General features: G+C 72.7%; 25 protein-coding genes. 6 read left to right on the top strand and 19 right to left on the bottom strand.

What is annotated here, in order from left to right:
- Nucleotides 1-31 precede the first annotated feature (31 nt).
- The 3 genes from BCAV_RS08735 to BCAV_RS08725 are packed head-to-tail and all read right to left on the bottom strand — an operon-like array spanning nt 32 to nt 2,340.
- Complete coding sequence (locus BCAV_RS08735) at nt 32-874, bottom strand: alpha/beta fold hydrolase (RefSeq protein WP_015882231.1); 843 nt, start codon at nt 872-874, stop codon at nt 32-34.
- Between the two features lie 46 nt (nt 875-920).
- On the bottom strand, nt 921-1,484 hold the full coding sequence (locus BCAV_RS08730) for a dihydrofolate reductase family protein (RefSeq protein WP_015882230.1): 564 nt from the start codon (nt 1,482-1,484) through the stop codon (nt 921-923).
- Between the two features lies 1 nt (nt 1,485).
- Nucleotides 1,486-2,340, bottom strand: coding sequence for an alpha/beta fold hydrolase (locus BCAV_RS08725; protein ID WP_015882229.1), 855 nt, complete (start codon nt 2,338-2,340; stop codon nt 1,486-1,488).
- A 159-nt stretch (nt 2,341-2,499) separates the two neighbouring features.
- Between BCAV_RS08725 and BCAV_RS08720 the strand changes: the two genes are divergently transcribed.
- Nucleotides 2,500-3,663, top strand: coding sequence for a sensor histidine kinase (locus BCAV_RS08720; protein ID WP_015882228.1), 1,164 nt, complete (start codon nt 2,500-2,502; stop codon nt 3,661-3,663).
- On the opposite strand, the gene BCAV_RS08715 is transcribed toward BCAV_RS08720, so the two are convergent.
- Together BCAV_RS08715 and leuS are read right to left on the bottom strand one after the other, a co-directional pair.
- Nucleotides 3,645-4,319, bottom strand: coding sequence for a response regulator transcription factor (locus tag BCAV_RS08715; protein WP_015882227.1), 675 nt, complete (start codon nt 4,317-4,319; stop codon nt 3,645-3,647). The two genes, BCAV_RS08720 and BCAV_RS08715, sit on opposite strands and share 19 nt — an antisense overlap.
- Before the next feature lie 52 nt (nt 4,320-4,371).
- The gene (gene leuS, locus BCAV_RS08710) at nt 4,372-7,278 is read right to left on the bottom strand and encodes a leucine--tRNA ligase (RefSeq protein WP_015882226.1); all 2,907 of its coding nucleotides are present in this window, start codon (nt 7,276-7,278) and stop codon (nt 4,372-4,374) included.
- 283 nt (nt 7,279-7,561) lie between these two features.
- On the opposite strand from leuS, the gene BCAV_RS08705 reads away from it, so the two are divergent.
- A complete protein-coding gene (locus BCAV_RS08705; RefSeq protein WP_015882225.1) occupies nt 7,562-8,011 on the top strand; it encodes a Dps family protein in 450 nt (149 codons plus the stop codon).
- A 56-nt stretch (nt 8,012-8,067) separates the two neighbouring features.
- On the opposite strand, the gene BCAV_RS08700 is transcribed toward BCAV_RS08705, so the two are convergent.
- Both BCAV_RS08700 and BCAV_RS08695 read right to left on the bottom strand, forming a co-directional pair.
- Nucleotides 8,068-8,484, bottom strand: a complete 417-nt coding sequence (locus tag BCAV_RS08700; protein ID WP_015882224.1) for a nitroreductase/quinone reductase family protein — start codon at nt 8,482-8,484, stop codon at nt 8,068-8,070.
- 29 nt (nt 8,485-8,513) lie between these two features.
- Entirely contained in the window at nt 8,514-9,170 is a 657-nt protein-coding gene (locus tag BCAV_RS08695) for a hypothetical protein (RefSeq protein WP_015882223.1), read from the bottom strand.
- Nucleotides 9,171-9,297: 127 nt separating this feature from the next.
- Between BCAV_RS08695 and BCAV_RS08690 the strand changes: the two genes are divergently transcribed.
- Entirely contained in the window at nt 9,298-9,732 is a 435-nt protein-coding gene (locus BCAV_RS08690; protein WP_015882222.1) for a MarR family winged helix-turn-helix transcriptional regulator, read from the top strand.
- Nucleotides 9,733-9,827: 95 nt separating this feature from the next.
- On the opposite strand, the gene BCAV_RS08685 is transcribed toward BCAV_RS08690, so the two are convergent.
- Genes BCAV_RS08685 through BCAV_RS08675 form a run of 3 tightly spaced genes read right to left on the bottom strand, consistent with a single transcriptional unit; the run spans nt 9,828 to nt 12,072 of the window.
- Nucleotides 9,828-10,448, bottom strand: coding sequence for a CE1759 family FMN reductase (locus BCAV_RS08685; protein WP_015882221.1), 621 nt, complete (start codon nt 10,446-10,448; stop codon nt 9,828-9,830).
- Nucleotides 10,445-10,924 (bottom strand): MarR family winged helix-turn-helix transcriptional regulator, encoded by a 480-nt coding sequence (locus BCAV_RS08680; RefSeq protein ID WP_015882220.1) that lies wholly within the window; start codon nt 10,922-10,924, stop codon nt 10,445-10,447. Before BCAV_RS08680 ends, BCAV_RS08685 begins: the two co-directional genes overlap by 4 nt.
- Nucleotides 10,921-12,072, bottom strand: a complete 1,152-nt coding sequence (locus tag BCAV_RS08675) for an LLM class flavin-dependent oxidoreductase (RefSeq protein ID WP_043349212.1) — start codon at nt 12,070-12,072, stop codon at nt 10,921-10,923. Before BCAV_RS08675 ends, BCAV_RS08680 begins: the two co-directional genes overlap by 4 nt.
- A gap of 281 nt (nt 12,073-12,353) precedes the next feature.
- On the opposite strand from BCAV_RS08675, the gene BCAV_RS08670 reads away from it, so the two are divergent.
- From BCAV_RS08670 to BCAV_RS08660, 3 genes are read left to right on the top strand one after another with little or no spacing between them, the layout of a single operon-like run.
- The gene (locus BCAV_RS08670; RefSeq protein ID WP_015882218.1) at nt 12,354-13,736 is read left to right on the top strand and encodes a hemolysin family protein; all 1,383 of its coding nucleotides are present in this window, start codon (nt 12,354-12,356) and stop codon (nt 13,734-13,736) included.
- Nucleotides 13,733-14,806 carry a hemolysin family protein gene (locus BCAV_RS08665; RefSeq protein ID WP_015882217.1) on the top strand — a complete coding sequence of 358 codons (1,074 nt, stop codon included), beginning with the start codon at nt 13,733-13,735 and terminating at the stop codon, nt 14,804-14,806. The genes BCAV_RS08670 and BCAV_RS08665 overlap by 4 nt, the downstream gene beginning before the upstream one ends.
- The gene (locus tag BCAV_RS08660) at nt 14,803-15,027 is read left to right on the top strand and encodes a hypothetical protein (RefSeq protein ID WP_015882216.1); all 225 of its coding nucleotides are present in this window, start codon (nt 14,803-14,805) and stop codon (nt 15,025-15,027) included. Before BCAV_RS08665 ends, BCAV_RS08660 begins: the two co-directional genes overlap by 4 nt.
- Before the next feature lie 30 nt (nt 15,028-15,057).
- Here the strand turns inward: BCAV_RS08660 and BCAV_RS08655 are convergent, their stop codons facing one another.
- The 9 genes from BCAV_RS08655 to BCAV_RS08615 all read right to left on the bottom strand — a co-directional run bounded on the left by BCAV_RS08655 (nt 15,058) and on the right by BCAV_RS08615 (nt 26,018).
- Nucleotides 15,058-15,783, bottom strand: a complete 726-nt coding sequence (locus BCAV_RS08655) for a vitamin K epoxide reductase family protein (protein WP_015882215.1) — start codon at nt 15,781-15,783, stop codon at nt 15,058-15,060.
- Between the two features lie 66 nt (nt 15,784-15,849).
- On the bottom strand, nt 15,850-16,746 hold the full coding sequence (locus BCAV_RS08650; RefSeq protein WP_015882214.1) for a DUF4097 family beta strand repeat-containing protein: 897 nt from the start codon (nt 16,744-16,746) through the stop codon (nt 15,850-15,852).
- A gap of 22 nt (nt 16,747-16,768) precedes the next feature.
- A complete protein-coding gene (locus BCAV_RS08645) occupies nt 16,769-17,329 on the bottom strand; it encodes a toxin-antitoxin system HicB family antitoxin (protein ID WP_015882213.1) in 561 nt (186 codons plus the stop codon).
- Nucleotides 17,330-17,389: 60 nt separating this feature from the next.
- Nucleotides 17,390-17,863: an SRPBCC family protein gene (locus tag BCAV_RS08640; protein WP_015882212.1), complete on the bottom strand. Its 474-nt coding sequence runs from the start codon at nt 17,861-17,863 to the stop codon at nt 17,390-17,392.
- Between the two features lie 7 nt (nt 17,864-17,870).
- A complete protein-coding gene (locus BCAV_RS08635; protein WP_015882211.1) occupies nt 17,871-19,604 on the bottom strand; it encodes a metallophosphoesterase family protein in 1,734 nt (577 codons plus the stop codon).
- Nucleotides 19,601-20,128: a hypothetical protein gene (locus BCAV_RS08630; protein WP_015882210.1), complete on the bottom strand. Its 528-nt coding sequence runs from the start codon at nt 20,126-20,128 to the stop codon at nt 19,601-19,603. Before BCAV_RS08630 ends, BCAV_RS08635 begins: the two co-directional genes overlap by 4 nt.
- A gap of 88 nt (nt 20,129-20,216) precedes the next feature.
- Nucleotides 20,217-21,920 (bottom strand): lipoprotein, encoded by a 1,704-nt coding sequence (locus BCAV_RS08625; protein ID WP_015882209.1) that lies wholly within the window; start codon nt 21,918-21,920, stop codon nt 20,217-20,219.
- A gap of 64 nt (nt 21,921-21,984) precedes the next feature.
- Nucleotides 21,985-24,582 carry a GH116 family glycosyl-hydrolase gene (locus BCAV_RS08620; RefSeq protein WP_015882208.1) on the bottom strand — a complete coding sequence of 866 codons (2,598 nt, stop codon included), beginning with the start codon at nt 24,580-24,582 and terminating at the stop codon, nt 21,985-21,987.
- 71 nt (nt 24,583-24,653) lie between these two features.
- Complete coding sequence (locus BCAV_RS08615; RefSeq protein ID WP_015882207.1) at nt 24,654-26,018, bottom strand: ABC transporter substrate-binding protein; 1,365 nt, start codon at nt 26,016-26,018, stop codon at nt 24,654-24,656.
- Nucleotides 26,019-26,044: the final 26 nt, after the last annotated feature.

The following is a 26,044-nucleotide window of genomic DNA, read 5'->3' as shown; positions in this document are numbered from 1 at the left end:
GCGTGACGGCGATCCCGCGACGCGGGGTCGCTCAGGCCCTCGCGCGGCGGTCGGGCACGGGCCGGGCGACGAGCGTGCGCAGGTGGTGGGCCAGGACCCCGGGTTGGTCGAGCGGGACCAGCGTCGCGGCGCCGGAGATGTGGACCAGCTCGGCGTCGGGCAGCAGCTGTGCGAGGCGAGGGCCGTGCTCGGCGGGCATCATGCGGTCGTCCTCGGCCCAGGCGACGAGTGCCGGTCCGGCGAACCCACCCAGCCCGCTCGACCAGTCGCGGTCGGCGGGGATCGGGAACCGAGCGGAGAAGCGGCGGAGGTCGTCCCGGATCCTGGGGTCGCGAGAGGGTGTGAACCAGCGCCGCAGGAGCTCGTCGGGGACGGGCTGCGCGGCCATCCCGGTGGCGAGCTGACGGCGCACCGCGGGGATCCTGGTCAGCTGCGCCTGGAGCGCGAGTCCCCCGGGCAACCGCGCCATGCGCGCCAGCATGCGGCCGGGCCGGCCGGCGGGGACGTTGTCGAACGCCTCGCACGCCACGAGAGCGAGCCGCCCGACGCGTTCGGCGAGGCCGAGCTCCACGATGACCTGTGCGCCGCCCCAGTCGTTGAGGACGAGGGTCACGTCCGTCAGGTCGAGCGCGGCCAGGAACTCGGCGACGAGCCGTGCCAGGGAGGCGTTCGTCAGCTCGTCGTGCGGTGCCGGGTGCCGGTGCGCGCCCATCGGCAGGGTCGGAGCGAGGCACCGCATGCCTGGGAGGCGATCGATCACGGCGTCCCACACGGTGTGGTCCAGGAGCGGGCCGTGCAGCAGGACGACCACCGGGCCGGTGCCGCCGCTGTCGGCGTAGTCGAGGGTCGCCGTCTCCAGCTCGATCGTGGGCACGCCCCTCACTCCCCAGGGCGACGGCGGCTGGTGGCGGACCGGCCCGTCATCGGCGGCGCTCGTGGATGGTGACGAGCACGCCGTCGCCGTACGTCGTGGCCTCGGTGAGACTCCAGTCGGACTTGTCCGGGGTCTGGGTCCACAGCGTCCGGCCGTGGCCCAGGATGACCGGGAACGCCATCAGGTGGATCTCGTCGACCAGGTCGTGGGCGAGCAGACCCTGCGCGAGCTGGATGCTGCCGGCGACGGAGATCTCGCCGTCGACCTCGTCCTTGACCCGGGACACCACCTCGACGAGGTCGCCGGAGAGCACGGTGGTGTTGGTCCAACCGGGGTCGCTCAGCGTGCTGGACACGACGTACTTGGGCATCGAGTTGTACTTGTCGGCCAGCTCCCCCTCGTACTGCGGCCACGCCTCGGCAAACCCCTCGTAGGTGGTGCGCCCGAGCAGCAGCGCGGCAGAGCCGAGCGCCTCGGTCTCCTTGAACCTCTCGCCCTCCGGGCCGCGGTCGACCTTGAAGCTCCAGTCCGGGTACTTGAAGTCCTCCCCGCCGGGTGCCTCCACGACGCCGTCGAGCGAGATGAACTCGGTCAGCACGATCCGTCCCATCTCACGCTCCCTCGGTGGCGAGCTGACGCAGTGCCGCGGCGAGCACCTCGGGCGAGGTGCTGTGGTTCTCACCCGGCACGGGCTTGAGCGTGGCGGTGGGCAGATGCTCCGCGATCGCCCGCGCGGCCGCGGCGAGGAACGGCCAGGTGTCCCTGCCGTGCATGACCAGCACAGGAACGTCGACCCGGTTCCACAGATCGGAGCGCAGCGGCCGGCCGGACATCGCATCGCCGACCTGGCGTCCGTCGTACGCGATCGTCGGGCCGATCGCCTCGAGCGGCGGCCACTCCTTCGGGTCCTGGCGCAGCTCGGCGATCATCTCGTCCGGCAGGCCGACGGCCGCGGAGAGGAACAGGGCGACGGCGTCGCCCGGTCGGCCCGCGGCGACGGCGTCCTCGGCCCGCTGGACGTAGTCCGCCGGCAGCGGAGGACGGTCGTCGTCGACGACGGCGTTCGCCTCGAACACCGCGAGCCGTGCGATCGGGACACCGGCCTGTGCGGCGTTGAGGGCGAGGTTCCCGCCGGAGGACCAGCCGAACACCGTGGCCGCGCGGCCACCGCCGACGTGCTCGAGGATCGCGGCCAGATCCTCGAACTCGCGCTCGACGGCGTACGGCGGGGTGTCCCCGCTGCCGCCCCGGCCGCGGCGGTCGTAGTTGATCACCAGGAACTCGTCGGCGAGGAGCTCCGCCGTGGCCGCGTTCTCGGGCGTCGTGGCACGGTACGCAGTCGCGCCGTCGATGATGACGATCGGCTCGCCCGCACCCCACGCCGAGTAGGCGATGGTGGTGCCGTCGGCCGACGTGACGGTGCTGTCGAGGGTTTCGGGGGGACTCAGGGGGGATGGGCTCGTCATGTCCACGAGGGTGCTGCACCGTCCAGGGCGGCGCGTACGGCGACGGTCGTGACTCGCCGTACGCAATCCCGCGTACCCGGCCACCTTCGGCCTGCCACGCCGCGCACCTGCCACCATGATGGCGTCCAGGCGGATACCGAGGGCCGCGGAGGGACTGCGATGTCGACGCAACGACCGGCGCGGCGGGGCGGCGTGCTGACCGACGGCGTGCTCGCCGGCGTGCTCCTGGCCGTATGCCTGCTCACGGCGCCGCTGCTCAACGCCTGGGTCCACGGGCAGCGACCCGTCGACGTCCTCGGCTACGTGCTCCTCACGGCTGCCTGTGTGCCGCTCGCCGCACGCCGTCGGTTCCCGATCCTGGTGCTGACCGTGACGACGCTGGCGGTGTCGGGCTACCTCGTCATCGGCTACCCGTTCGGTCCGGTCGTCCTTCCGCTGGTGGCCGCCGTGTACACGGTCGGGCGACGCAGCACCACGCTTCACGCCACGCTCGCCGCCGTCGGCGCCTTCCTCGCGCTGGCCGCGCACGTCGTCGTCGGACCGGAGTCGAACCGGGTCAGCGGCACGATCCTCGCGGCCGCGTGGATCATCGTCCCGTTCACGGTCGGTGTCGCCGCCCGGCTCGTCACCGAGTCGTCCGCCCGGGAACGTGCGGAGACCGAGCGCAGGAAGGTCGACGAGGAGCGGTTGCGGCTCGCGACGGAGGTGCACGACATCGTCGGGCACGGGCTCGCGGCGATCCAGATGCAGGCTGACATCGCACTGCACCTCGGTGCTCGTAAACCGGATCAGGCGACGATCGCGCTCGAGGCGATCAGCTCCGCGAGTGCGGCGGCGCTCGGCGAGCTGCGGACGACGCTCGGCTCGGTCGCGCCCGGCTCCGACGGTGCGGCCGGCGGCGCCCCCGTCCCCGTGTCGGGCCTGGCGGGGATCGACGCGCTCTGCCGCCGCACCCGTGACGCCGGGGTCGCCGTCGATCTCGTGGTGGAGGGACAACCGCGGCGCCTCCCGGCCGACGTCGAGGTGGCCGCCTACCGCGTGGTCCAGGAGTCGCTCACCAACGTCGTCAAGCACGCGCCCGAGCGACGGGCCGACGTACGCCTCCATTTCGAGAGCGAGAGCGTCACCGTCGCCGTCACGAGCCCGCACGACGGCTCGCCCCTGAACGACGGTTTCGGCGTCCGCGGCATGCGCCGTCGGATCGAGAGCCTCGGCGGCGCCTTCACCCTCGAGCACGACGGCGCCGTGCGGGTGCGGGCGGTCATCCCGTCCGGGAGGGGCACGGCTCCGCGTGCGCCGGACGGTCAGGCCAGCCCGGACTGAAAGGCGAAGACGACGAGCTGGGCCCGGTCGCGGGCGCTGAGCTTGAGCATGGCGTGGCTGACGTGCGTGCGGGCCGTCGCGGGGCTGACGTAGAGCCGCTTCCCGATCTCCTCGTTGGACAGGCCCTGCGCCACGAGCGAGACGACCTCGTGCTCACGGTTCGTGAGCTGATCGATGTGGGGGTGCGGGTCGAGCGGGCGGGGCGAGCGCGACGTGAACTCCGCGATCACGGTGCGCGTCACCGTCGGGGAGAGGAGCGCTCCGCCGTCGACCACCGTGCGGATGCCGTCGAGCAGCACCGGCGGGGGCGTGTTCTTGAGCAGGAAGCCGCTGGCCCCGGCCCGGAGCGCCTCGAACACGTACTCGTCGCGCTCGAACGTCGTCAGCACGATCACCTTCGTGTCGGCGAGTCGACCGTCCGACACGATGCGGCGCGTCGCCTCGAGCCCGTCGATCCCCGGCATCCGGATGTCCATGAGCACGACGTCCGGGCGGAGCCGAATCGCCGACTCCACGGCGCCGAGACCGTCGGCAGCCTCACCGGCGACCGCGAACCCTCCGGCGTGCTCGAGCAGCGTGCGCAGCCCGATCCGCACGAGATCCTGGTCGTCGACGATCAGCACGCCGATGTTCTGCGGATTGCCCCTGGATTCCACGTTCGCGATGGTAGCGGCCGCCGGGAGCGGGTCAGCAGCCCGAGGGCGACGGTCAGGCGGGCACGACGTTGACGAGCCTCGGTGCGCGCACGATGACCGTCCGGACGCCTCGCCCGTCCAGGGCACGCTGGACGCCCGCGGTCGCCAGTGCCAGCTCGCGCAGCTCCGCCTCGCCGATGGCGGGCGGCACCTCGATCCGGTCGCGGACCTTGCCGGCGACCTGCACCACGCACGTCACCGTCTCCTCGACCAGCAGGGCGGGATCCGCCGTCGGGAACGGCTCGTGCGCCAGCGACGCCGGGTGCCCCAGCCTCGCCCACAGCTCCTCCGCGATGTGCGGGGCGACGGGCGCGACCATGAGCACGAGCGGCTCCACGGCCTCGCGCGGCACGGCCGCGAGCGTCGTCAGGTGGTTGTTGAGGGCGATGAGCTTCGCGATCGCCGTGTTCGGGCGCATCGCCGCGTACTCGGTCCGCACGTCGGCGATCGTGCGGGCCACGAGGCGCCGGGTGGCGTCGTCGGCCGGCTCCTCCACGACGACGACGGCGCCGCTGGTCTCGTCGACCACGTTGCGCCACAGCCGCTGCAGGAAGCGCTGCGCCCCGACCACCGCCCGGGTCTCCCACGCGCGCGACTGGTCGAGCGGCCCCATGGACATCTCGTACACGCGGAACGTGTCGGCGCCGTACGCGGCGTACATGTCGTCGGGCGTCACCATGTTCTTCAGCGACTTACCCATCTTCCCGTACTCGCGCACGACGGGCTCGCCCCGCCACGTGTACGTGGTCTCGCCGTCGAGCCCGGGCTCCTCGTGCACCTCGTCCGCCGGGACGTACACGCCCCGGGCGTCGGCGTACGCGTACGCCTGGATGTACCCCTGGTTGAAGAGCTTGTGGAACGGCTCCCGGCTCGCGGTGTGCCCGAGGTCGTACAGGACCTTGTGCCAGAACCGGGCGTACAGCAGGTGCAGGACCGCGTGCTCGACGCCGCCGACGTACAGGTCCGCTCCGCCGGCGACGTCTGTCGGGTCACCGCCTGGCCGCTCGGCGCCCGGCCCCATCCAGTAGCGCTCGATGTCGGGGTCGACGAGCGCCTTCTCGTCGTGCGGGTCGAGGTAACGCAACTCGTACCAGCACGAGCCGGCCCAGTTGGGCATCGTGTTGGTCTCGCGCCGGTAGCGGCGCACGCCGTCGCCGAGGTCGAGCTCGACGTCCACCCACTCGGGCAGGCGCGCCAGGGGCGGCTCGGGCTCGGAGTCGGCGTCCTGCGGGTCGAACGTGCGCGGCGCGTAGTCGGGCACGTCGGGCAGCTCGACGGGCAGCATCTCGTCGGGGAGCGTGTGCGCGCGGCCGTCGTCGTCGAACACGACGGGGAACGGTTCGCCCCAGTACCGCTGGCGGCTGAAGAGCCAGTCCCGCAGGCGGTACGTCACGGTGCCGGTGCCGAGCCCCTTGGCCTCGAGCCACGCGATGATCGCCGCCTTCGCCTCGACCACGCCGAGGCCGTCGAGCGAGATCTCGTCGTTGGCCGAGTTGATCGCCGGCCCCTCCCCGGGGTACGCCTCGCCCTCCCAGCCCTCCGGCGGGGCGACGGTGCGCACGATGGGCAGGCCGAAGCGGGTGGCGAACTCCCAGTCACGCTCGTCCTGGCCCGGCACGGCCATGATCGCGCCGGTGCCGTACCCCATGAGCACGTAGTCGGCCACGAACACGGGGACCCGCGCGCCGGTCACGGGGTTCGTCGCGAACGCGCCGGTGAACACGCCCGTCTTGTCCCGGCCCTCGGTCTGCCGGTCCAGCTCGGTCTTCGTCGACGCCGCACGCCGGTAGGCGGTCACGGCCTCCCGCGGCGACGCGGCTGCGCCCGTCCACGCCTCCGACGTGCCCTCGGGCCATTGTTCGCTCGCGAGGGCGTCGAGCAGCGGGTGCTCCGGGGCGACGGCGACGAACGTCGCCCCGAACAGGGTGTCCGGGCGCGTGGTGAACACGGACAGGTCGCCGGCGTCGGTGACGAAGCGCACCTGCGCGCCCGAGGAGCGACCGATCCAGTTGCGCTGCATCGTCTTGACCTTCTCGGGCCACTCGATGAGCTCGAGGTCGTCGACGAGGCGGTCGGCGTACGCGGTGATCCGCAGCATCCACTGGCGCAGGTTGCGCTGGAACACGGGGAAGTTGCCGCGCTCGCTGCGCCCGTCGGCTGTGACCTCCTCGTTGGACAGCACGGTGCCGAGGCCCGGCGCCCAGTTCACCGGCGAGTTCGAGATGTACGCCAGCCGGACGGAGTCCAGGTGGTCGGCGCGGGCGGCGGCGTCCAGGTCGGTCCACACGCGACCGTCCGGCAGCGCGCGGGTTCCCGCGTCGAGCTCCGCCACGAGCTCGGCGATCGGCCGGGCGCGCCCGGTGCCGCCGTCGGGACGCGGCGCGTCGGCGTCGTAGAACGACGCGAACAGCTGCGTGAAGATCCACTGGGTCCACCGCACGTAGTCGGGATCCGTGGTAGCGAACGTGCGCCGGTCGTCGTGGCCGAGGCCCAGACGGCGCAGCTGGCCACGCATCGTCGCGATGTTCTGCTCGGTGGTGATCCGCGGGTGCTGGCCGGTCTGGACGGCGTACTGCTCGGCCGGGAGGCCGAACGCGTCGTAGGCGAGGGCGTGCAGCACGTTGCGCCCCTGCATCCGCTGGAACCGCCCGACGACGTCGGTCGCGATGTAGCCGAGCGGGTGTCCCACGTGCAGCCCCTTGCCCGACGGGTACGGGAACATGTCGAGCACGTAGAACTTCTCGGCGGCGGCGTCGCCGACGAGGTCACCGGACGGGTTCGGCGCGTGGAACGTGCCCTCGCTCGCCCACCGGTCCTGCCACGCGAGCTCGATGCGCTCCGCGAGGTCGGCCGTGTACCGGTGCGGCGGGACGTCGGCGGCGGAGGGTGCGGGCTGGTGCGTGGCTGCGGCGTCGGTCATTCCTCGTCCTTCGGGAGAGCTCGCGTCCTCGGGGGCACGGACACACGACGACCTCCCCGCCGGGGAGGTCGGCCACGCTGAGATGACGCCGTCGGCGTCGACGTCAGCGCTGCTGGCTCAGGAGCTCCCGGGGGTTCATGCGGCGCAGTCTATCGCGCGGGCCTGCGGCGACGCCGCCCCGAGGCGGCCGGCGGAGCCACGGCCCGACGCGGAGAGGCGAGGTCGAGGGCACCGACCTATCGTGAGAGACACGCACACGTCCCCCGGTGGAAAGGAGTGCGACATGGCCACGGCACCAGCCGAGATCGTCTCGACCAGCCTGCAGGAGGCCCTCGCGGACCTCATCGACCTCTCGCTCCAGGGCAAGCAGGCGCACTGGAACGTCCACGGCCCGCACTTCCGGTCCGTGCACCTGCAGCTCGACACGGTGATCGACGACGTCCGGATCTGGTCGGACGACGTCGCCGAACGTCTCGTGACGCTCGGCGGCACGCCTGACGGCCGAGCCGGCACGGTCGCGACGTCGTCCCAGGTCGAGAAGATCGACGGCGGCCCGCTCTCGAGCGACAAGGTCGTGCGGCAGTTCGCCGAGCGCCTGACGGCGGCGGCGGCCCGCATCAACGAGCACCTCCCCGCACTCGACTCCGAGGACCTGCTGACGCAGGACCTGCTCATCGACGTCGCGCGCGGCCTGGAGAAGCACGCCTGGATGTTCCGCGCCGCGGAGGGCTGAGCGGCGCCGGACCCGGGCCACGCGCACGGTCCCTCGCCACGACCGCGGCGATGACGTCAGGGCCGCACGGGCGTGAGGAGCGCCACGGGGATCGTTCGTCCTGCTGCCCTGACCTGGTAGCTCGCGAAGAAGGGTGCCCGGGGCAGCACCACGTCGTGCCACAGCCGGTCGCGGCGGTCATCGTCGGCGACATCGGCGTCGGCGTCGTAGCGCTCCTGCCCGACCTCGATCTGCACGCGTCCGCTGGACCGGACGTTACGGAACCACGCTGGTTCGACGCTCGCGCCGCCGGCCGATCCGAAGACGAGCAGACCGCCGTCGTGCTCCAGGTACACGACCGGGACCGTGTGCAGCCTGCCGGTGCGACGTCCCCGCACGGTGATCAGCAGCACGGGCAACCCTTTCGCCGAGCTCGCGACCTTGCCGCCGGTACGGCGGTAGAGCTGGATCGAGACCCGGTTGGCGGTCCGCATCGCCCATCGTTCCACCCGGCCGAGCCGCGTCACGGTGACACCGCCGTCGTTCGGCCTCGGTCGGGGGCCGCGCCGTCCCGCGCCGGCTCCGGTGCGACGACACCCCGGAACGGGATCGCGCAACCGAGCGCCAGCACGCCGTACAACGCGGTGACGAGCACGGCGTTCCACGCGCTGCGTGGGTCGCTCAGCGGTGTGCGGGTGATGACGGGGGCCGTCGCGCCCAACGCGATGACGAAGGCGCCGGCTGCGGCTTGGCTGATCACGCGAAGTGGGCCACGGCCAGCGAGCGCGTACCCGCCGACCGGACCCATGAGGCCGACGGCGAGTGCACCGCCGCCTTCGCCGGTCGTCGCGAGCGTCGCGAGCGCGCCGGGCATCAGGAGCGGCGCCACGGCGAGGGGCAGCGGCGCGAGCGCCAGAGCGCGCCATCGCGGCCGGCCGCCCGTGCGCCGCAGATGTTCCGCCCAGCCGAGCAGTCCTCCCGCGAGCGCTCCCGGAAGGAGCAGCGCCCCGAACGTGCCGCCCCACGTGAAGGTGGACTCGGTTCCGGCGAGCTCGACCATGTAGCCGCGCAGCGCGGCCGACCAGGCGAGGCCGCAGATCGCGCCACCGGCGATCCACGCCCCGCGGGGCACGGTCCGCAGCGCACGCGTCGCGGGTTCAGGAGCCTGGGGGTTCTCCATCGTTGCGCCTCTCCCTCGAGACGTGCCCAGCGGATCCCCGCCACGGCGAGGGTGTGTCGGTGCCGACGGCTGTGACACCTATTCGATAAGGTCGACCTGATGATCAAGTATCCCTGAAGGAGTTGCCATGGCGCAAGACCCTCCGGAGCAGGCCACGAATACCGTCGCGATGCTGGGGCAGGCCTACAGCCTTCTCGGGTTCCGGATCGTCGACGGCGTGGTGGGTGCCGGATTCCCTCAGAAGCCGTCGCACTCCGCGGTCTTCGCGCAGATCCGGCCGGAAGGAAGCCGGCTCACGGACCTGGCTCGCGGGGCGAACATGACGCCGCAGGCGATGGGAGAGTTAGTCGACGAGCTGGAAGACCTCGGATATGTCGAGCGGCGGCCGGATCCGACCGACCGGCGTGCGAAGCTCATCACGCTGACTCCCCGCGGCAGCGAGTGCATCGCGGCCGGCATCTCCACCATCCAGGGGATCGAGGAGCGCATCACCCGGGTTCTCGGCCCGCGCGGGCACGCCGAGCTGCGGCGCCTGATCTCTGAGCTGCTCGCCGCCGACTGAGGGGCGCAGAGATCCTCTCGGGGTCGGGCCACGAACCTCTCGCGGCCGGGCCACGAACCTCTCGCGGACGGGCCACGAACCTCTCGCGGACGGACTCAGGCGCCGGAGCGGGCGCGGACCCGCACCCGCGTCAGGTCGGCGAGCTCGTCGGCGGCCCGGTCGATCCGCACCCGGAGGCCGTCGACCGGACGCGTCCCGAACGCGAACTCCTCCGGTGTCGCGACGACGGCTGTCGGCACCGTCAGCGTGCCGAAGTACGACATCAGGGGTCGGAGGGCGTGGTCGGCCATGAGCGTGTGCCGGGCGCTGCCGCTCGTCGCGGCGAGAAGCACCGGCTTGCCCCGCATCGCGAGGGGGTCGAGCAGGTCGACGACCGCCTTGAACACGCCCGCGTACGACCCACGGAACACGGGGCTCGCGACGATCAGGGCGTCGGCGTCCTCGACCTCGGCGAGCGCGGCGGCGAGCGGTTCGCTGCGCAGCCCGAGCAGGGTCTCGGCGACGGCGTCCTGGGCGACGTCGCGGACTTCGACGGTCGTCGTCAGCACCTCCTGACCGTCCCCGGCCAGCCGGTCGGCGACGGCGCTCGTCAGCAGGTCGGTCAGCGTGCGGGTGCTCGAGGGGTAGCCGAGCCCACCGCTCAGCGCGACGAGGCGGACGGGCCGCCGCCCCGCGTCCGCCGCCGCCCCGGTGCCCGAGGTCGCCTGCGTCTTCATGCGCTTCTCCGTTCGTCGTGCGGCGCCTGGGCGCCGACAGCTGTGACGCCGTCCCGCAGGCGTTCGCACAGCCGCGTGAGGGTATCCAGCTCGTCGCCGGTGAGCGTGCCGCCGAGGTAGGCGTGCATGCTGCGCAGGTGCCGGCGTGCCGCCCGCGCCTGGAGGTCGGCCCCGGCCGGGGTGAGCACCACGAGCACTCCCCGCCGGTCGCCCGGCGACGCCGCACGCCGGACGAGGCCGCGCGACGTCAGCCGGTCGATCATCCGCGACATGCTCGGCTGCGGGAGCAGCGTCTGCTCGGCGAGGTCGCCGAGGCGCAGCCCGTCCGGGCCGGCCTCCGCCAGCTGCAGCAGGACGTCGTACTCCCGCGGGCTCAGCGGCGCGAAGTCGCCGTCGGCCTCGAACGCACGCATGAGGCCGGACTGGGCCCGTAGGAGGGACTCCCAGGCCTGGGCCGAGGCGCGCATGCTGCTCATGCCCGCTCCGCCGCCGGCGCCCGACCGGTCACCGTGTCCTCGGCGATCAGCGCCGACGGCGTCGTGCCCCCGGCGGACTCCCGAGCGGCGACCCGCGCGGCGTGCCTCGGCCCACCGGGGACGTGGGCCGGCCGCATCCCGTCCATCTCCCGCCGCAGGACCGGGATCACCTCGCCGCCCAGCAGGTCGAGCTGCTCGAGCACGGTCTTCAGCGGCAGGCCGGCGTGGTCCATGAGGAACAGCTGGCGCTGGTAGTCACCGAACGTCTCCCTGAACGACAGCGTGGAGTCGATGACCTCCTGCGGGCTGCCGACGGTCAGCGGCGTCGCCTCGGTGAACTCCTCGAGGCTCGGGCCGCCGCCGTACACGGGCGCATGGTCGAAGTAGGGCCGGAACTCGTTCACGGCGTCCTGGCTGTTCCTCCGCATGAACACCTGCCCGCCGAGCCCGACGATCGCCTGGTCCGCGCTGCCCTGGCCGTGGTGCTCGTAACGCTCCCGGTAGAGACCGACGAGCTGCTGGAAGTGCTCCTTCGGCCAGAAGATGTTGTTCGCGAAGAAGCCGTCGCCGTGGATCGCGGCGAGCTCGGCGATCTGCGGTGAGCGGATCGACCCGTGCCACACGAACGGTGCGACGCCGTCCAGCGGGCGCGGTGTGGCGGTGAACTGCTGGAGCGGCGTGCGCGAACGACCCTCCCACGTGACGACGTCGTGGTCCCACAGCTCGCGCAGCAGGTGATAGTTCTCGACGGTCAGCGGGATGGCCTGCCGGATGTCCTTGCCGAACCAGGGGTACACGGGCGCCGTGTTCCCGCGGCCGAGCATGACGTCGACGCGGCCCTTCGCGAGGTGCTGGAGCATCGCGAAGTCCTCGGCGATCTTCACCGGGTCGTTCGTGGTGATGAGCGTCGTCGACGTCGAGAGGATGAGGCGCTCGGTCCGGGCGGCGATGTACCCGAGCATCGTGGTCGGCGACGACGGCACGAACGGCGGGTTGTGGTGCTCCCCCGTCGCGAACACGTCGAGCCCGACGTCCTCCGCGTGCTGGGCGATCGTCACCATCGCGTCGATCCGTTCCGCCTCCGTGGGGGTCCGACCCGTCGTGGGGTCACGCGTCACGTCGCCGACCGTGAAGATGCCGAACTGCATCCCGTTCATCTCGCACCTCGCTGCTGATCCGTCTGTCCGTCCGATCCATGCATGTGCATCGATCCTGGTGCGCACAACCACACGGTCGGCACGGCTATTCCCGGTATGCGCCGCCCACGGGGACATCGATCTGTCGTACTCTTGTCGGCTATCAGCCGGACCGCCACGGTGGCGGTCCCCCGAACACCACGGATGGAGACGATGCGCGCACCCAGCGCCGGTGACAGTCCCGAGGGTCATAGACCCTGGCCTCGCGGCCGACATCCCCGCGAGGTGACACCGTGACCGAAGTCCTGCTCCTTCTCCTGGCCATGGCTCTCGTGGCCGCCTGCGGCGGATTCGTCGCCGCAGAGTTCTCGTTCATCACCGTCGGCCGCGCCCAGGTCGAGTCGGCCGCGGAGCGCGGCGACAAGCGGGCAGCCGGCGTCCTCGTCGCCCTGCGGACGCTCTCGACCCAGCTGTCGGGCGCACAGGTCGGCATCACCGTGACGAACCTCGCGATCGGGTTCCTGGCGGAGCCCGCGATCTCGGAGCTCATCCGACCCCTGCTCGAGCGCACCGACCTCAGCGAGTCGGCGATCTCGACGACGGCGATCACGATCGGGCTGGTCGCCGCGACGGTGATCACGATGGTGTTCGGCGAGCTCGTCCCGAAGAACCTCGCGATCGCCCGCCCGATGGCCACCGCTCGCGCCGTGGCCGGATTCCAGCGCGGCTTCACGAAGGCCGTCGCCTGGCCGATCCGCTTCTTCAACGGGACGGCCAACCGGATCCTGCGGGCCATGGGCATCGAGCCGCAGGAGGAGCTCGCCTCGGCCCGCTCCGCCGAGGAGCTCACGGCGCTCGTCCGGCACTCCGCGAAGGAGGGCACGCTCGCCCACGACACCGCCGAGCTCGTCGAGCGTTCGCTCGCGTTCGGCGACCGGCGCGCCCGCGACGCGATGACGCCGCGCTCCCGGATGGTCACGCTCGCACCGGACGATCCCGTGTCGGAGCTCATCGCCCGATCGAAGGCGACGGGTCACTCCCGGTTCCCGGTGGTGGACGTCGTCGAGCAGGACGGGCACACGGAGGCCCGCGTGGCGGGGATCGTGCACGTCCGAGCCGCGCTCTCCGTCCCGTTCGAGCGGCGCACGAGCACACCCGTCTCCTCGGTCCTCGCTCCCGCGACGTTCGTCCCCGACTCCATCGAGCTCGACGAGCTCATGGACGATCTCCGCGAGGGCGGGCTGCAGATGGCCCTCCTCATCGACGAGTTCGGCTCCCTCGCCGGTCTCGTCACGCTCGAGGATCTGGTCGAGGAGATCGTCGGCGAGGTGCGCGACGAGCACGACTACGACGAGCCGGAGCCCGCGCGCGACGGGAACGGCGGGTGGGTGCTCTCGGGCCTCATGCGCATCGACGAGGCGTCCGACGTCGTGGACTGCGCGCTGCCGGAGGACGAGGCGTACGACACGCTGGGCGGCCTCGTGACGACAGAGCTCGGGCGGTTCGCGGAGGTCGGCGACACCGTCGTCGTGGATGCGAAGCACGTGCCGGGCGTCCCCGACCGCAGGATCGAGCTCGAGGTCCTCGCGATCGACGCGCGACGCGTCGACACCGTGCACCTGGCGATCGTCGAGCGCGACGGCGACGCGGCACCTGCGGGCGGTGAGGAGGAGTGAGCGACCTGGTCGGCATCGGCCTCACGATCGTCCTGCTCGCGCTCAACGCGTTCTTCGTCGGTGCCGAGTTCGCCCTGATCTCCGCCCGGCGCACCAAGATCGAGCCGCGCGCAGCCGAGGGGCACCGGGTCGCACGCGTGACGCTGCACGCGATGGAACACGTGTCGCTCATGATGGCCGGCGCTCAGCTGGGCATCACGATCTGCTCGCTCGCGCTGGGCTCGATCAGCGAACCGGCGATCGCGCACCTCATCGAGGGACCGCTGGAGAGCATGGGCGTCCCGTCCACGCTGCTGCACCCGATCGCGCTCGTCATCGCGCTCTCGCTGGTCACGTACCTGCACGTCGTCCTCGGTGAGATGGTCCCGAAGAACATCGCGCTCGCCGGCCCCGATCGCATGGCGCTGGCGCTGTCCCCGTTCCTCGTGTTCATCGTCCGGGTGCTCTATCCCGTGCTCTGGCTGCTCAACGGGCTCGCGAACCTCGTGCTCCGCGCGATCCGGGTCCAACCGAAGAACGAGGTCACGTCGGCCTTCACCCGCGACGAGGTCGCGGAACTGGTGGAGGAGTCGCACGACGGCGGCCTCATCGAGCTCAACGACGAACGTCTGCTGCTCGGTGCTCTGCAGTTCACCGAACGCGACGTGCGGTCCGTGCTCCTCGAGATGGCCCGGGTTCGCACGCTGCCCCTCGGTGTGACCCCCGCCGAGGCGGAGGCCGCCTCGATCGAGGGCTTCTCGCGGTTCCCGCTGCGCGCCCCGGACGGCGCGCTCACGGGGTACGTGCACATCAAGGACCTCATCGAGGACGACCCGCGCCTCCGGGACGCACCCATCCGGGACGACGTCGTGCGCGAGCTCCCGACGGTCAGCGTCAACGACTCCCTGCGCGCCGTGATGGCCGTCATGCAGCGCACGAACAGCCACCTCGCAGCGGTGCGCGACCAACCGGTCCAAGGCCCGACGGGCGCTCCGTCCGGGGCACCGCTCGGCGTGGTCACGCTCGAGGACGTCCTGGAGGAGCTGGTGGGCGAGATCCGCGACGACTCGCGCCGGCCGGTGCGCACATGAGGGACGACGACGCGCCGCGCCCCGGTACCGCGCCGATCCCCGGCAGCTCGTGGCTGGCCGGCGCCCCCGGGGACCCGGAGGTGGCGCTGCCCGACGAGCACCGCGAGCACGTGCGCGTGCTCCTCGCGCGCGGACGGCGGGTGAACGCCATCCGGCTGTACCGCGATCTCACCGGGGCGTGCCTCGCCGACGCGAGCGCCGCCGTCGACCGCTTGACCTGAGCGGCCCGGCTCAGGGCCGATGGGCGGTCGTCAGAAGACGACCGCCCACTGGTCGCGGAACGCGAGGATCACGGCCACGAGGACGACGGCGTACCACAGGCCGGTGAGGAGCCAGCGGTTGGGGACGACGAACCGGCGGACGCCCTCGGGGGCGGGCAGCGCTCCCCCCTGGATCGCCCGGGCGAACGTCTGCACGACCACCGGGATCACCACCGCCCACACGACGAGGCAGTACGGGCACAGGCCCTTGATCACATTGAGGGACTGGACCTGCAGCCACGTGATGAAGACGGCGCCGGCCAGGCACCCGGCGAGCAGGCCCCACCAGTACCAGCGGGCCAGCCGCGCCCCCGCGAGGAAGGCGAGCCCGGTGGTCACGAGCACCGGGAAGGCCACCAGCCCGATCACGACGTTGGGGAACCCGAACACCCGCGCCTGCGGTGACCCGAGGAACTGCCCGCACCCGATGAGCGGGTTCACGTCGCACGTCGGGACGTACGTCGGGTCGAGGAGCGTGTTGACGTAGTCGATCGTCAGCATGGCCGCAGCCAACGTGCCCAGCACGCCGGCGACCACGAGGAGCCAGGCGTACGAACGAGGCGCAGCGCCTGCGCGCTGCGCCTCGTCCGGTGCGCTCACATCGAGCCGGGCGAGCTCCCGCTCGACCTCGGCACGATACGCAGCCTCGTCGGCATCGGCCACGCCCTCGGGCTCGCCACCCTCGGGGTGAACGTCGTCGTGCTGCCGTGGCGCCACTGCTCCTCCATCGCCCGTCCGATCCGGCGGGCGCCCACGAGGTTCGTGCTGCTGACGATCATGGCGTCACACCGCCCTGACCAGGTCGATGTTGCCGCTCACCGCGCGTGCCCGGAGCATCAGCGTACGGTCATTCTCACCGGCTCCCGGCACCGACTCGAGCTCGCTGCGCACGCGGCCGCTGACGGTGGAGACGTCGAGGTGGGCGGCCGTGCCCTCGGCGACGCCGACCCGGATCGTCCCCGAGCCGGTGGCGACCGAGAGCTGTCCCTGGGTGGCGCGCGCGACCCGGACCCGGCCGGAGCCCGTCTTCACCTGCGCGTCGCCCGAGACGTCCTCGACGTCGATGTTGCCGGAGCCGCACGTGAGCGACGTCGATGCCCTGACGGTGCCGACGGTCATGTCGCCGGAGCCGGCGGTGGCGGCGACGTCGCCCACCACCTCGCCGATCCGGATCCCGCCGCTGCCGGTGCGGATCCGCAGGCCGTGCGCGCGTCCGACGCGGACGTCGCCCGATCCCGCCTTGATCTCGGCCTCGTGGACCGACTCGAGGTCGATGCCGCCGGAACCCGTCTCGACGTGTGCCCCGCCGAGCTCGCCCCTCACGGAGACGTCGCCGGAGCCGGCGCCGAGGTCGACGGCGGTCCCTGCCGGGACCTGCACCCGCACCCGCATGCGGGGCGAGAGGCCGAAGAACGTGGAGACCCGCGGCATGTCGATGCGCACGGTCGAGCCGTCCTGCTCCACGGACGTGCGTTCCAGCAGGTCGCGGGCCTTCGACCCGAACGTCTCCAGGTCGACGACGACGTGGCCGCCGGGTCCGGTCGCGTCGATCTCGACGTCTGCGAGCCCGAGCTGGGCGACGAGCCGCGGCTCGGCGCCGACGTCGAACCGGTGCAGCCGCCGCGTGTCGGACAGGCGCTCCTCGCTGGGGCCGGTGTGCTGGGTGTCGTTCGTGCTCATCGGTGCTCTCCTCCGGGTGGTCTCAACGGGCCCAGCCGGTCAGGCGCTTGCCGGACCGGGACGACGGGGTGTGGGGGGTGTCACCGGCGTCGAGCGCGAGCTGCGCCACGCGCACGAGCCAGGTGTTGACGGAGATGCCGGCCTGTGCGGCGGCTTCGTCGACGCGCCCCTTCAGCCACTCGGGCATCCGGAGCGAGATGCGGGCGACGGCGTCGTCGTCGCGCTCGGGGACGTCCTCGGAGCCCGGCGGGCGCGGCGGCGCCGGCGGGGCGGGCGGGGGCGGGATGACGCGGTCGAGGATCGAGGCCACGAGCGACTCGCCACGCGGCGGTGTCGCCGTCCCCGGGACCACGACCAGCTCGGGCTCCGTGCCGCGGAGGCGGACCTCCACGACCGGGTCGGAGCCGAGCTGCCCGTTGACCTCAGCGGCGGCGTCGATGAGGACCTGCTGCACGGTCAGCCGCACGGCCGGCTCGACGGCGTCGGCGAGGTGTGCCGCCGCCTCGGCCGCCGCGCCGCCACCGGCCCGGCCCGAGACCTCGAGAGAGTCCCGGAGGGAGGAGACGTAGCGATCGATGTTCATGACGCCATCATGACATCACTATGGCGTCATGCGCAACGTCATGGCGACATCAGCGTGGCGTCAGGTCGTCAGGCGGCGGACCAGACCCCGTTCTCCGGCGCTCATCACGCGCGCGTGCGCCCAGTTGAACGCCGGCGCCAGGACCGGCGCCGCGGCGTTCATCCAGCCGCGCGTGGTGCGGACCGGCCACCGGGTCGTGATGCTGGTCCACGCCGCGCCGTCCCGCTCGACCTCGTCCAGCTGCGCCGTCGCCCGACCGGTGAGGTCGCCGACGACAGCGAACTCCACGCGCTCCGGTGGGTCCGCGGCGAGGACCTCGAGCCCGATCCGCAGGCGGTAGCCCAGCGGGCTGCGGTAGACGAGGACGCCGCGCGTCCCGACGCCGGCCTCGTCGCCGTCGCGGAGCACCCGGCTGCGCAGGTGCGGCCACCACTCGGGCCACGACCCGGGGTCGGCCAGCTGCGACCAGCACGCCGCACGCGGCGCCGGCACGCACCACCGCGAGGTCAGCGCGTACGCCCGGCGGGTGATCACGGCTCCGTCAGTCCTGCGCGCTCGGTGCCAGATCGGCGACGACGACGTCGTCCGGGCGGGGCGGGAAGCCCTCCCACGCGCCGAGCACGACGTCGCCGGTCGTAGCGGCGGTGATCTCCCGCATGGCCACCGCCGTGCGCGTGGTGCGGTCGAAGCGCAGCACCGTCATCGTGGCAGGCGCGTTGAGCGGCCCGATCGTGAGCGTGCCCGACGACGCACCACCGGTCGACGGCATCACGTACAGCACGCCGAGCCCCTGCTGGAGCGGCCCGACCCGCCGGTGCAGGTGCCCGGAGAGCTGGAGCGGCACGCACCCGGTCTCCATCACGCCGGCGCCGACGTACGGGTCGTGGATCGCGAGGAGGTCCACCGCGGCGTCGTCCTCCTGGGCCGCGCACGCGACGTCACCCAGGCGCTCGCCCATCTCCGCCTTGGTCTCGAACTCCTCACGGTCGGTGATGGTCGTCAGCCGAGGGTCGCGGTCGCCCAGGATCCGGATCCCCTGGATCTCGAGCACGTCGCCGTCGAGCAGGATCTCGCCCGCGGCGCGCTCCTGCTCCATGGTGAGCGCGCTGTCGTGGTTGCCGTCCGCCACCACGATGGGCACCTCGCCGTCGATCGCCTCGGCGAGCGCGTCGACGCACATGGCCTCGACGCCGGACCCGCCCATCGTGGTGTCGCCGAGGTTGAGCACGAGCGTCGCGCCCGACTGGCGCACCGCCTCCGCGATCACCGGCGCCATGCCGACGTTGCAGTGCAGGTCGGACACCATGAGGATCGTCGCGACGTCGGGCTCGCCGTCCTCTGCGGCGTCCGCATCCGCGTCGGGAGCTGTGCCGGAGGGTGCGTCGGACGGCGTGGCCGGTGGGTCCTGCTCGCCGGGGTCGTCCGGCACCGGCTCGACGTCGGGCGCGAGCGGTTCCGCATCGACGGCGTACGCCTCGACGAGGTTGTCCCGCACGACGCGGTAGAACTCGTCGTTGTCCTCGATCGCGTCGAGCGCGAGGCTGCCGTACGTGTCGATGACGGCGGCGAGTCGCCCGGTCACGCGGGCGTCCTCGAGCGCGGTGCCGGCGAAGACGGCGGACGGGCTTCCTTCGGGCTCGGGCTCGCTCAGCCACCCGACGACGGGGACCGCGAGCGCCGTCGCCGCCAGCGTCCCGGCCAGCGCACCGACGCCCGGCCGGCGCATCGCGGCGACGATCTCGCGCCGCAGCAGACCCCGGGAGGCGAGGCGGGCCGCGGCGATCGCGACGAGCAGCACGGACCAGAGCAGCACGGTGCGGCGCACCGCGTCGGCGACGACAGCCCAGGCGGCCGCCTCGATCGCCACCTGCGGGTGGGAGAAGAACTGCGCATACCCGGTGACGTCCCCGCCGAGCTGGTCCAGCGGGCTGCGCACGTCGGTGAGCGAGCTCGGTATCTCGCCGACGTCGACGCGCGCCCCGACCGGCCACGGGGCGGGCGAGTCGAGCACGACCGAGCCGAGCGGCCCCAGGTCGATGACGATGTCGTGCCGGGCCGTGACGGAGTACTGCGCCTCGTGCGGGCCGAGCGATCCGGTGGCCGTGGCCGTGGCGACGCCGACGACGGCGGCGAGCACGCCCGTCACGAGGACGGCGAGGACCTGACGGGTCGTGCGGCGGAACGTCGGGGTCCGGGCGTGCCACCACCTGGTCCATCGGGGATGCTCGGCCGTCCCGGCATCGGGACCGGCGCTCTCGGGTGGGGCGGCGCTCACGCGAACATGAGTGAGCCGATGAACGAGGCCAGCGAGCTGAGGAAGACGTACGCCCCGATCCCGAGCCCGACGAGCGCGCCCCAGCGGGGGGTGCGCCGGCTCGTCAGCCCGATGATCCCGAGCACCACCGTGCCGGTCCCGAGGATGATGCCGAGCAGGTCACGGACGGTGGTGAACCTGCGGAGGCTGTCGACGTCGTCCACCCCGCTGAACAGCATGAGGTTCGCGATGACCCCGAGGACGACGAGCAGCACGGCGGCGATGACGGCAGCCGTCCCCACCGGGTTGCGCGACATGTCGATGACCACGCCGGGCGACGCCTGCTTCTCCCCCACGCCGCTGGAGGGCTTCGGCGCGTCCGCCGCCGCCCGGCCCTGACCGCTGCCCGACCCCGCTGCGGACCCCGCCGCGGATCCCGCTCCGGACCCGGCTACGGGCTCGCTGCCGGGGCCGGTCGTCCCGCGTGCGCCGGAGCCGCGCGACGGGTCCTTGTCGGGAGTCTCGTCGGCTGCCGATCGGCTCATGGTGCCTCCTCGTCGCGTGGGCGACGGCGAGCGTCGCACGGTTCAGCGTGCCAGGGTGCGCGCCGCCCCGCCATCGTCCGCGCCGCGACTACTGGTAGCTCACGAAGTCCGGCAGCGGGGTCACCGCGAACGTCTGCTCGGGGGTGAGCATCGGGGCGTCCTCGTCGTAGAAGTTCTTCCAGCCCCAGAACACGCCCTCCGGTGCGTCGGCGTGCAGCGCCGCCCACGTCTCCGCCTTCGCCGCCTGGCTGCCCTGCCCGTCGGCGTGGATGACGACGGCCAGCTCCTCGCGGGACGTGTCGAGCCCACCCCGGTTCGTGATCATCGACAGGCTGAACTGGTGCAGGATGAGGATCTTCTGCGGGAGGTGGTTCTCGGCCGTCAGGTCCGCGAGCCACGTCACGACCTCGTTGACCTCGGCGATGTCCACGGATCCGATCTGCTCGAGGTGCACCTGGTCCGGGCCGAGGCGCCACTCGGGGTCGAGCGCAAGGCCGACGTACGGCAGCGCGAGCAGGTCCGCGTACAGCTTCGCCTGGTCGAGGAACGACGTCCGGCCGGGCTGGAGATCGAGCACGACGTACATCCCTGCCTCGTGCGCGGCGTCGACGAGCGGCCGGAACGTCTCGCTCGGCCACTCGTTCGAGTAGTTCCCGTCGTCGCCCGGCGAGCTCGACGCCACGGTCACGATGATCTCGAGCGCCGGGACCACGGGCTCGTCGGTCAGCGCGGCGTACGGGGCCGCGTGCTGCTGAGCGCGGGCGATCGTCTCGGCCACCCCCTGTTCGCCGAGCACGCCGAGCGTCGGCGTCACCGGGCTGCCGTAGAGCGCCACGTACCTCGCCCCGGGGAGGGCCAGCTGCCCCCCGGCCGGCAGCTCCACGCCGGTGCGGGCGGCCGCGATGCGGCTCGTGAACACCTCCGGTGCGCCGAGCGCCGAGCCGAACCCCACGACGAGGTCGTCGGCTCGCGCGGCGATCGCCTGGATCGCCGCCGGATCCGTCCGCGTGTCGCCGCTCGGGACGACGAGGACGTCGGCACCTGCCGCGCGCGCCGTCCCCAGAGCGGCCACCTGGCCGGTGTCTCCGTCCGACACCGCAAGCACGCCCTCCTGGACCTGCGTGTCGAGGAAGATCGGCAGCCCGCCCGCATCCGGGTCGACGTCCGTGGAGCCGGGCGTGCCCGACGCGTCGTCGGTCGGCTCGTCGCCCGGCTCGGGGACGAGCGTGAGGATCGTGCTCCCCGGGACCTCCAGGCCGGCGAGCGCCTCGATCTCGCCGTCGGCCGTGACGTCCTGGGCATCCGTGATCTCCCGACCGACGACCGTCGCGAGGTCGTCCGGGTCGCTCGGTGCCGGGATCACGCGCGTGCGCTGCCGTCCTGGCTCCTCCGGGACCACGACGTCGGTCCCCACCGTGAGGGCTGTCGTCGCGTCGAGGCGGGCGAGCTCGGCGGCCACGTCCGCGTCGGCCGACTCGGACGCCCCGGTCAGCAGCACCGGGAGGCCGAGCAGCGTGGCGACCGACGCCGCACGCAGCTGGGCTGCGGGATCGCCGGCGTCAGCGAGAACGGCGATCGAGGCCGACGTGAAGAACATCTGGCTCGCGGTGATCGCGAGAGCAGCGGGATCGTCGCCCGCGACGAGCGTGGTCGCCTCCTCGGGCGCCGTCGTCATGGCCGCCGTCGTGGCCTCCGCGGTGGGATCCGGCTCGAGCTCCCCGGCGCCCGTGCAGCCGGTGAGCGCGAGAACGGCAGCGATTCCGACAGCAGCGAACCTCGTGGCCTTCCGCATCCTGCCCCCGTCCGTCGTCCACCCGTGGTGCACCGCCGCGGCAGCACCCGGCGGCGGACGGCACCTAGCCTATGTCGCGGCCGTGGCTGGGCGGCACCTCGTCGTCGACCAGCACGAGCTCGGCGACCCGCAGATCGCCGTGCCAGGCGTCGAGCCTGACGTCGTCGCCGTCACGCACCACGCGACCCCAGCCCGAGTCCAGGACCACCGGCCACCACGCGCCGTCCCGGCTCGGCCGGCGCACCCGCAACGTCCGCGTCTGCGCGTCCCAGACCTGGCCGGTGACGGCCTCGAGCACGCTCCAGCCGGCCATCGAGCGCGCGTAGTGGTCGCCGCACTCGATCTCGTTGAACGGGTTCCGGCGGCTGCCGTCGTGCCTGGCCCAGAGCCCGTCGAGGATGGCCCGGCCCTCGGCGGTGAGCCCTTCGAGCAGGCAGTGCGCCGCCACCTCGTACTCGACCCCGCTCCACACCTCGTCGCAGTACCGCGTCGCGACCTCGGGGCGCCCACCGTGCGGCCACGTGCACATGAGGAGGCCGACGTCGTCGCCGTCCGCGTACACGCGTTGCGTGTGCTCCCAGCCGTCGAACCCGCGGCGCAGGTTGTGCCCCACGACGGCCCGGAGGGCGGAGCGGACGTGCGCGGCGGGCAGCACGTGGCCGAGGTCGAGCAGGTGCGCCCACCACTGCCCGATGAGCTGGTCGGACAGGCAGCCGTCTCCCCACTGGAACTGCGTGGGCTCGTCGGGCTCGAGCACCTGCCGGTAGTACTCCCCGGTGAAGCAGATCTCGTCGTACGCGGCGCTCCCCCGCTCGAACAGCGCGTGCAGCTCCGCGGCCAGCTCGCGACCGAGCGTGGCACCGCCGAGCGCGTCGGCGTGGTGCGGGTCCGCGGCGAGGCGGAGCGCCATCTCCTCGCACGCGCGCAGCGCGGCGAGCCAGAGCGTGCCCATGAACGTGTTGACGCCGCGCAGGTCGATGTCGTGGGTCGAGGGCTGGACCCCGCGCAGGACGCCCGACCCGCTGGGGTCCCACCGACCACGCACATGGTCCAGGAGGAGCATGAGCCGGGGCCACGAGGCCGCCAGGTGGCCGAGCCCGATCGCGCCGCTCCGCACCTCGCGGTACGTCTTGAGCAGGACGCCGAGCATGCCGTCGAGCGCAGGCTCCTCCGGGCCGCCGATGGGCACGTCCCACATCTGGGGCACGTACCGCGGGAGCAGCACGCGGTGCGGGACGGCACCCGCGTGCGTGTGGCGCTCCGGGACCTGCATGACGTCGAGCTCCGTGGCGCGCATCGACGCCTCGAGGCCGGGAAAGAGCCGCGCGAGCGCCTGCGCGTAGTTCCACACGTGCGTGCAGTTGAGCGGGCAGGAGCCGCCGACGTCGCCCGCATGGCCTCGCGTCGACACCCCGTTCACGCCCTCGAAGCCGTAGAAGGCCCCGTCGGCGGTACGGAAGCACGTGGGGCTGCGCAGCACCACGGCCTGGGTCGCCAGATGGGAGGCGGCCGTGGCGTCGAGCGCGGAGCCGGCCAGGAGGTCCGTCCAGCGCCGCGTCGGCGCGAGCAGCTCGTCCCAGCGGCTCGTCACGTCGGCGATGACCGCGGCGGCGTCGTCGTGCGCGAGCGTGTAGTGGTTGCCGATCCAGAACCTCGTCGGCCCCCACTCCGGGCGCTCGGGGCCGAACTGCGTGAAGTTCACATAGCGGTTCGGGAAGTGCCAGGCCATGAGGAACCGCACGGTCGTGGACTCGCCGGGCTCGACGTGGAACCGGGAGGCGAGGGCGCCCAGCCAGGTCTCGGCGGCGGGACTGGGCCCGCGCGCCGCCCCGGGCCCCTCGGCGTGCGAGTCGGCGGCCCAGGGCGCGCCGGTGAAGCGGGCTGTGTCGCCGCCCATCGACCGGGACCGCAGGAACGCGAGGAGCTCCTCGGTGCCGGAGTACGCCGGCAGCGCGCTCGCCCGGGGGTCGTCGCACGCCAGGGCCATGGATCCGGCGCCGGGGTGCTCCGGCGGCAGCGAGTCGTTCGTCATGACGAGGTCGGTCCACGAGGCGCGCCTGCGCACCCGGTTGGTGTTGCCGCCGTAGCCGCGGAACCGCGTACCGTCGATCGGCGTGACGCCGTCGTACCCGACGGCGTTCTGCAGCGCTCCCGCGAGGTAGCCGTGCACCGGGAACGTCCCCGCGTTGCGCAGCGTGAACGTGAACATGGCCACCGGCAGGGACGACGCCGCCTCGTCCAGCGGGACGAGCGGCGTGGTCGCCTCGAGCTCGATCGCCAGCGGCACCTCCCCCAGGTCGTACGCGACCCGCGCGACCGGGTAGGTGGCGCTGATCGTCGTGGCCGTGACGCCGTGGGCCGCCGCGAGCTCCCGCTGCCAGTCGGGCACGTGGTCGTCGTCCACCATGGGCGTGCGCGTGTTCCCCGCGGGCGCGGCGGGTGCCTGGAGCACACGCACCTCGTCGAGCGGCGGCTCCCACTGCGAGACGCGGACGGCGAACAGGCTCCCCGGCAGGTCGCCGTGGTGGTTGCCGATGTTGTGCAGCTGCCACTGACGCAAGCCCCCGTCGGCACCGATCGCGACGTTCCCGGTGCCGATCCCGCCGAGCGGCATCGCGATGTGGCGGCCGCGGGTGTGCGGGACGGGGGCGTGCTCGGTCACGGATGGCTCCAGGCTCGAGGGGTCGGGTCAGGGTCGCGTCAGGGGGACGATCGTACGGAGCCTGTCGGGCGTCAGCCGTTCTGCCCGGCGAGTCCCTTCTCCTCGATCGCGCGAGTGATGTCGGAGTGCGCCGTCGCCTGTGCTGCGGCGATGTCCTGGCCCTGCTGTGCCTTCTCCAGAGCGGTGCCGAACGCCTCGCTGACGGACCAGTCGTACGTCGGCTCCAGGATCTGGTGATCGATCACGGAGCCCACGAGCACGTCGTACCAGGGATTCACCGACGTGTCCGCGTCGGCGGCGATGGCATCGGCGACGCTCGCGCGAGGCGAGAACTTGGTCTGGCTCGTGGCGGCGAAGTAGTCGCCGGGGACCGTCGGGTCCTCAGCCAAGAGCCAGGAGATGACGGCGGCGGCTTCCGCCGGGTGCTCGGACCGTGCGTCGACGCCGAGGGACCAGCCGCCCAGCGTCCCGGTCGGCTTCGTCAGGTCGCCGTCGAACGATGGCAGCGGCGCGACAGCCAGGTTCGGCACGAGGTCCGCGTAGTCCGTCACGAGCACGCTGATCGCCCACGAGCCGCACGCCTGCATCGCGAGCTGGCCCTGGGCGAGCGGCGTGATGTCGCCGTACCCCGCGAGCGCCTGCGGCGCGAGCAGCCCGTCCGCCATGAGCCGCTGGTACGTCTCGAGCAGGACGCCGTAGGCGGGATCGTCGGCGAGCGACGTCGACCAGTCGTCACTGATGGGCAGGTGGCCGGCGGCGTTCATCTGCAGCCCCCATGTGCTCCAGGACAGGTCGACGAGGTTCTGGGCGGTCTGGAACGGCACGACGTCGTCGACGCTCGCCTTCACGGCAGCGGCCGCCGCGATCAGCTCCTCCCAGCTCGTCGGAGGCGCCGACGGGTCGAGACCCGCCTGCTCGAACAGGTCCGTCCGGAAGAACAGCAGCGAGCTCGGCTCGTAAAGCATCGGGTAGGCGAAGTGGCTGCCCCCCACGGTGACGGCGTCGCGGAACCGCGGGTCGAGATCGTCCCAGCCGGCCGAGTCGACGAGCTCCTCGATCGGCGCGAGCTCGCCGTTCCGCGCCTTCGGCTGCACCTCCGAGTAGTTGAGCGTGTACATGTCTGGAGCCGTGCCCGCCGCCTGCGCGGCGGTCATCTTCTGCTCCCACGCGTCGCCGGGGACCACGACGAGCTCGACCCGGATCTCGTCCTGGGCGGCGTTGAAGGCCTCCACCTTCGACGCGTACCACGCGTTGTCCTCGGTGCTGAACTGGTCCTGCCACATCTGGATCGTGACAGCGCCGGCAGAGCCGCCGCCGTCGTCGTCCGGTGCCCTCTCCCCCGGTGCGCCCGCTCCGCACGCGGACAGCAGCGGGAGGCCAGCGGCGGCGCCCGCTGCACCGAGCACCGCCCTCCGTGACACGACCGAGGTACCCATGTCTCTCCTCAGAGGCCAGAGGTGAC

The sequence above is a fragment of the Beutenbergia cavernae DSM 12333 genome, from assembly GCF_000023105.1.
Lineage (GTDB): Bacteria > Actinomycetota > Actinomycetes > Actinomycetales > Beutenbergiaceae > Beutenbergia > Beutenbergia cavernae.
The sequence above is the reverse complement of the archived record's forward strand: the minus strand, read 5'-3'. Positions and strand labels throughout refer to the sequence as shown.

What these genes read in the sequence shown, in the direction of transcription:
- BCAV_RS08730 (WP_015882230.1), bottom strand. Translation starts at nt 1,484, where the DNA reads ATGGGACGGATCGTGCTGACCGAGTTCATCTCGCTCGACGGCGTCGTG.
- BCAV_RS08725 (WP_015882229.1), bottom strand. Translation starts at nt 2,340, where the DNA reads ATGACGAGCCCATCCCCCCTGAGTCCCCCCGAAACCCTCGACAGCACC.
- BCAV_RS08720 (WP_015882228.1), top strand. Translation starts at nt 2,500, where the DNA reads ATGTCGACGCAACGACCGGCGCGGCGGGGCGGCGTGCTGACCGACGGC.
- leuS (WP_015882226.1), bottom strand. Translation starts at nt 7,278, where the DNA reads ATGACCGACGCCGCAGCCACGCACCAGCCCGCACCCTCCGCCGCCGAC.
- BCAV_RS08705 (WP_015882225.1), top strand. Translation starts at nt 7,562, where the DNA reads ATGGCCACGGCACCAGCCGAGATCGTCTCGACCAGCCTGCAGGAGGCC.
- BCAV_RS08700 (WP_015882224.1), bottom strand. Translation starts at nt 8,484, where the DNA reads ATGCGGACCGCCAACCGGGTCTCGATCCAGCTCTACCGCCGTACCGGC.
- BCAV_RS08695 (WP_015882223.1), bottom strand. Translation starts at nt 9,170, where the DNA reads ATGGAGAACCCCCAGGCTCCTGAACCCGCGACGCGTGCGCTGCGGACC.
- BCAV_RS08690 (WP_015882222.1), top strand. Translation starts at nt 9,298, where the DNA reads ATGGCGCAAGACCCTCCGGAGCAGGCCACGAATACCGTCGCGATGCTG.
- BCAV_RS08685 (WP_015882221.1), bottom strand. Translation starts at nt 10,448, where the DNA reads ATGAAGACGCAGGCGACCTCGGGCACCGGGGCGGCGGCGGACGCGGGG.
- BCAV_RS08680 (WP_015882220.1), bottom strand. Translation starts at nt 10,924, where the DNA reads ATGAGCAGCATGCGCGCCTCGGCCCAGGCCTGGGAGTCCCTCCTACGG.
- BCAV_RS08675 (WP_043349212.1), bottom strand. Translation starts at nt 12,072, where the DNA reads ATGCAGTTCGGCATCTTCACGGTCGGCGACGTGACGCGTGACCCCACG.
- BCAV_RS08660 (WP_015882216.1), top strand. Translation starts at nt 14,803, where the DNA reads ATGAGGGACGACGACGCGCCGCGCCCCGGTACCGCGCCGATCCCCGGC.
- BCAV_RS08650 (WP_015882214.1), bottom strand. Translation starts at nt 16,746, where the DNA reads ATGAGCACGAACGACACCCAGCACACCGGCCCCAGCGAGGAGCGCCTG.
- BCAV_RS08645 (WP_015882213.1), bottom strand. Translation starts at nt 17,329, where the DNA reads ATGAACATCGATCGCTACGTCTCCTCCCTCCGGGACTCTCTCGAGGTC.
- BCAV_RS08630 (WP_015882210.1), bottom strand. Translation starts at nt 20,128, where the DNA reads ATGAGCCGATCGGCAGCCGACGAGACTCCCGACAAGGACCCGTCGCGC.
- BCAV_RS08625 (WP_015882209.1), bottom strand. Translation starts at nt 21,920, where the DNA reads ATGCGGAAGGCCACGAGGTTCGCTGCTGTCGGAATCGCTGCCGTTCTC.
- BCAV_RS08615 (WP_015882207.1), bottom strand. Translation starts at nt 26,018, where the DNA reads ATGGGTACCTCGGTCGTGTCACGGAGGGCGGTGCTCGGTGCAGCGGGC.